The 3,507-nt window shown below is 33.4% G+C and carries 5 protein-coding genes and 1 pseudogene; 3 read left to right on the plus strand and 3 right to left on the minus strand.

Annotated elements, in window-relative coordinates; genetic code table 11:
- Window positions 1–110: 110 nt before the first annotated feature.
- The 3 genes and pseudogenes from FYJ25_RS14180 to FYJ25_RS15245 form a co-directional block, all read right to left on the minus strand.
- Window positions 111–314: a helix-turn-helix domain-containing protein gene (locus FYJ25_RS14180; protein WP_154581586.1), complete on the minus strand. Its 204-nt coding sequence runs from the start codon at window positions 312–314 to the stop codon at window positions 111–113.
- 5 nt (window positions 315–319) lie between these two features.
- The gene (locus FYJ25_RS14185; RefSeq protein ID WP_005344863.1) at window positions 320–751 is read right to left on the minus strand and encodes an RNA polymerase sigma factor; all 432 of its coding nucleotides are present in this window, start codon (window positions 749–751) and stop codon (window positions 320–322) included.
- 436 nt (window positions 752–1,187) lie between these two features.
- Window positions 1,188–1,736 (minus strand): annotated as a pseudogene (locus FYJ25_RS15245) (IS66 family transposase); the annotation flags it as partial.
- A gap of 199 nt (window positions 1,737–1,935) precedes the next feature.
- Between FYJ25_RS15245 and FYJ25_RS14195 the strand changes: the two are divergent.
- Genes FYJ25_RS14195 through cas7c form a run of 3 tightly spaced genes read left to right on the plus strand, consistent with a single transcriptional unit; the run spans window position 1,936 to window position 3,474 of the window.
- The gene (locus FYJ25_RS14195; RefSeq protein WP_005344859.1) at window positions 1,936–2,205 is read left to right on the plus strand and encodes a hypothetical protein; all 270 of its coding nucleotides are present in this window, start codon (window positions 1,936–1,938) and stop codon (window positions 2,203–2,205) included.
- Window positions 2,202–2,549: a hypothetical protein gene (locus tag FYJ25_RS14200; RefSeq protein WP_005344857.1), complete on the plus strand. Its 348-nt coding sequence runs from the start codon at window positions 2,202–2,204 to the stop codon at window positions 2,547–2,549. Before FYJ25_RS14195 ends, FYJ25_RS14200 begins: the two co-directional genes overlap by 4 nt.
- Window positions 2,530–3,474: a type I-C CRISPR-associated protein Cas7/Csd2 gene (gene cas7c, locus FYJ25_RS14205; protein WP_154581587.1), complete on the plus strand. Its 945-nt coding sequence runs from the start codon at window positions 2,530–2,532 to the stop codon at window positions 3,472–3,474. Before FYJ25_RS14200 ends, cas7c begins: the two co-directional genes overlap by 20 nt.
- The last annotated feature ends 33 nt before the right edge of the window (window positions 3,475–3,507 follow it).

Raw genomic sequence — 3,507 nt, forward strand, 5'->3', positions numbered from 1 at the left:
CACAACTAAGTAAAAGTCAGCCGCCCGTTTTCGGGCGGCGAATCCACCATTATCTATGACAGGCAGTTAAGCAATCTGATGACAATTCGTGTGAGCAGTCTGGTGACAGCTCATGAAATCATTAACACCAAACGTTCTCGCAAGTCTTCATCAATGTAGCTTTTATCACCATCTGTCCGAATTGATAATTTCACTATGTAAGGTTTATAATGCTTTAAAATTTTATCCATCGCATCTACATCTCCTTCCGTAGCTGCCTTAATCGTTTCAAAAGGTAATAATCTTTCTTCATTTTTTCTTGAATCTTTTTGCATTGTAACTATTCCTCCATTCCTCTTTTCTCCAGTTCACTTTTCATCAATTTAAGTGCTTTTTTCTTATGCTCATGTATTGTACTGTTTACTACACACATTATTCTGGCAATTTCTGTATCGCTCATACCCAAGAAAAATGAAAGTAATATAACATCTCTTTTCTTTTGTGATAACAGATGTAATACTTCAGCAAGTAAATCACTTTTTATCCCTATGTCATATTCCAATACTTTAAACAGATGATCATCTGATCTGTATTCATCTGATACATAAAGTTCATCAGATTCTTCCGATGATAAATTCTCAATAGATTTCTCATGTTTTTGCAAATAATTTACATAACGATAATAGTCAACTGCTTCACCTCGCAAAATTTTATAACAGTATGCCTGAAATTGAATTTGAATTTTTCTTTTGTAAGAAGGTGATTGCTCCATTAAGGCTCACCCCCTTCCTACAAAAAGCAACGATTTCCCCCTTTCATTCTTTATCCCGAATGGGACCCCCTGTTTTTTCGGTTCTTTTTGTAAAAAATTATTTTTTTGCAAAAAAAGACGTTCTGTGTTTGCAGAACGCCATAAATATTTTAACATAGTATTTATTTTTTAAATAGTAATAATTACATAATATATATTATTAGATTTTTTTATTAAAATATATATTTTTTCATTTCATAAGCATTAGTTATTTCTAGTATTTTTTTTATTATCTTTCTTGTTAATTTCTTTATAAATATTTCAATTTTTAGATAATTAAAATTACATCTAACTCTCTATTTATTCGCACACGGTAACCTATGCGTACCTTGACAAAAAAGCCGCCCTTTCGGACCAATGTCATTTAGATAAGACATTGCCCTTCGGACGGCTCATTTTATTTTTTTGATTTTATCTTCGTTCTTAATTCTTTCGGCAATTCATTCGACCATGGTAGCAGTCTGTCCAATTCTTCTGGTTTTGGAAATGCTCCTGTCTGAAGCAGTTTTTCCAATACATATGTTAAATATAGATATGGTTTTAATCCACTTAAAAGTGCTGTCTCTACTATACTGTAAACAATGGCGCTTGCATCTGCTCCACGGATACTTTTGGCAAACAGCCAGTTACGGCGGCCTACTGCAAAGTTTTTGATTGCACGTTCTGCACTGTTATTATCAATGCTCAAATGACCATCTTCCAGGTACCTTCTAAGATATACTTCCTGATTTAATGTGTATAAAACTGCATCTCCTATGAGGGAAGACCGGTCTATGGAAGCTTCCATGGAATGCAGCCACTCAAATAAAGCATCTACTACGAGACGTGATTGTTTGTGACGTTCTTTATATCGTTCTTCTGGTGTTTTATCCCTGATCAGTTCCTCTACTTCGTACAGTATCCCGATTCTTGTCAGTGCCTGATGGGCTACCGTCTCTTTTAATTCTTACCCTTACAACTTACCCTTTCTTGCACTAAAATTCATTCTAGCCAAAATAGTGTTAAAATTCTCATCTAATCTAGGGTAAGGAATATTTTAATATAGTCCATACATTATAAAAAATATAAATCCCTCTTTACAAAACCACCTTCTAGGTGGTATAATCGACTTAAAAATAAATATAAATAAAAAGGAGGTATTCACAATGGCAACATTAGACGAGAAAAACACTTATTATATTGATTATGGTACAGGCGCAGGAAATTTTGAATTCACTGGTACATTAGAAGAAGCTATGGAAGAAGCTAATAAGGGATTATGTTACACACAAGTTCCAGTTTCTATTTCTATAAAAGATGGATGCGATGATATTGCTTATCTCCCTTGGTATGGAATTGAAGCATCAGAAGATGACGTAATAACAGCTAGTTTTGGTAAATTTGGATTTTATGGTGAATGGAGGATTAATGAATGATTACTTATGACCTATTTACAAAATTATACGGTGAAGCAAAAACATATGACTCTTTAGAATTATATATTTCGGAACGAGGTTGGCAGGACTGGATGGACGACTTTGATATTGAAACCGTTACTGCTATCTTGAAAAAAATATATGAATATTCAATAGAATCTCTTCAAGATATTAGAACAAAATTAAATTATTCCCGTATCGGGTTATCCAGAGCTTATTACATCCCATTAAGAACTCTTGAAAACTGGGATAATAAACAAAATATGCCAGAATATGTTGAAGTTCTCATTAAATATACATTTTTCATAAAGGAGATGACAAAAGATGAATCCATTACAGAATAGAATAGATTTTTGCGTTATTATTTCTGTTGACGGAGCAAATCCTAATGGTGATCCAGCAACAATGTCATGGTATCCAAGAGTATTATATGATGGACATGGTGAAATCTCAGATGTTTGTTTAAAAAGAAAAATAAGAAACCGTTTACAAGATATGGGTGAAGAAATATTTGTTCAAGAAGATAGTAGGATTGATGACGGTTATAGAAGTTTAAAAGAAAGAATCTTGAACTTTGATGATTTTAAAAATGAATATAGAAATAAAAAACCTGATTTTAAAAAAATTTATGATTCTACTTGCAAAAAATGGATAGATATCAGGACATTTGGACAAGTATTTCCCTTTAAAGGGGCTGGTAATAATTTATCTACTAATGTTAGAGGGTGCATGTCTTTATGGGGTGCTACAAGCTTAGATGTTATTGATGTTCAAGAAATTATAAGTATTAAATCTACAAACTTAAATGAAACAGAAGAGGGACGTAAAGATAGTGCAAGCTTTTTCCATCGTTATATGGTGCATAAAGCTGCTTATGTTACTTATGGTTCTATTTACTGTCAATTAGCAGAAAAAAATAATTTCACAGAAGAAGATGCTGAAAAAATACATCAAGCACTAATCACTCTTTTTGAAGGAGGTGCTGCTGCTATGAGACCAGCAGGAACAATGAATGTTCAAAAAGTATATTGGTGGAAACATAATTGCAAGACGGGACAATATCCTCAAATTAAAGTTTTTAAAACACTTGATATTCAGCCACAAAAAGAATATCCATTTTTTACTGTAACGGAAACACCATTACCAGATTTAACTCCAGAAGTTTATACTCTATATGAATATTCCTGTGCGGTAACACCGCAAATCCGGCAGACGGGAAACCGTCTGTCCGGGCTTGCGGGAACCGCTTATGCGAGTTTACTCGCGTAATGCTTTATCCAAGCCATATACCTCTCGCATTGA

Source organism: Anaerobutyricum soehngenii, from assembly GCF_009697165.1.
GTDB lineage: Bacteria > Bacillota > Clostridia > Lachnospirales > Lachnospiraceae > Anaerobutyricum > Anaerobutyricum soehngenii.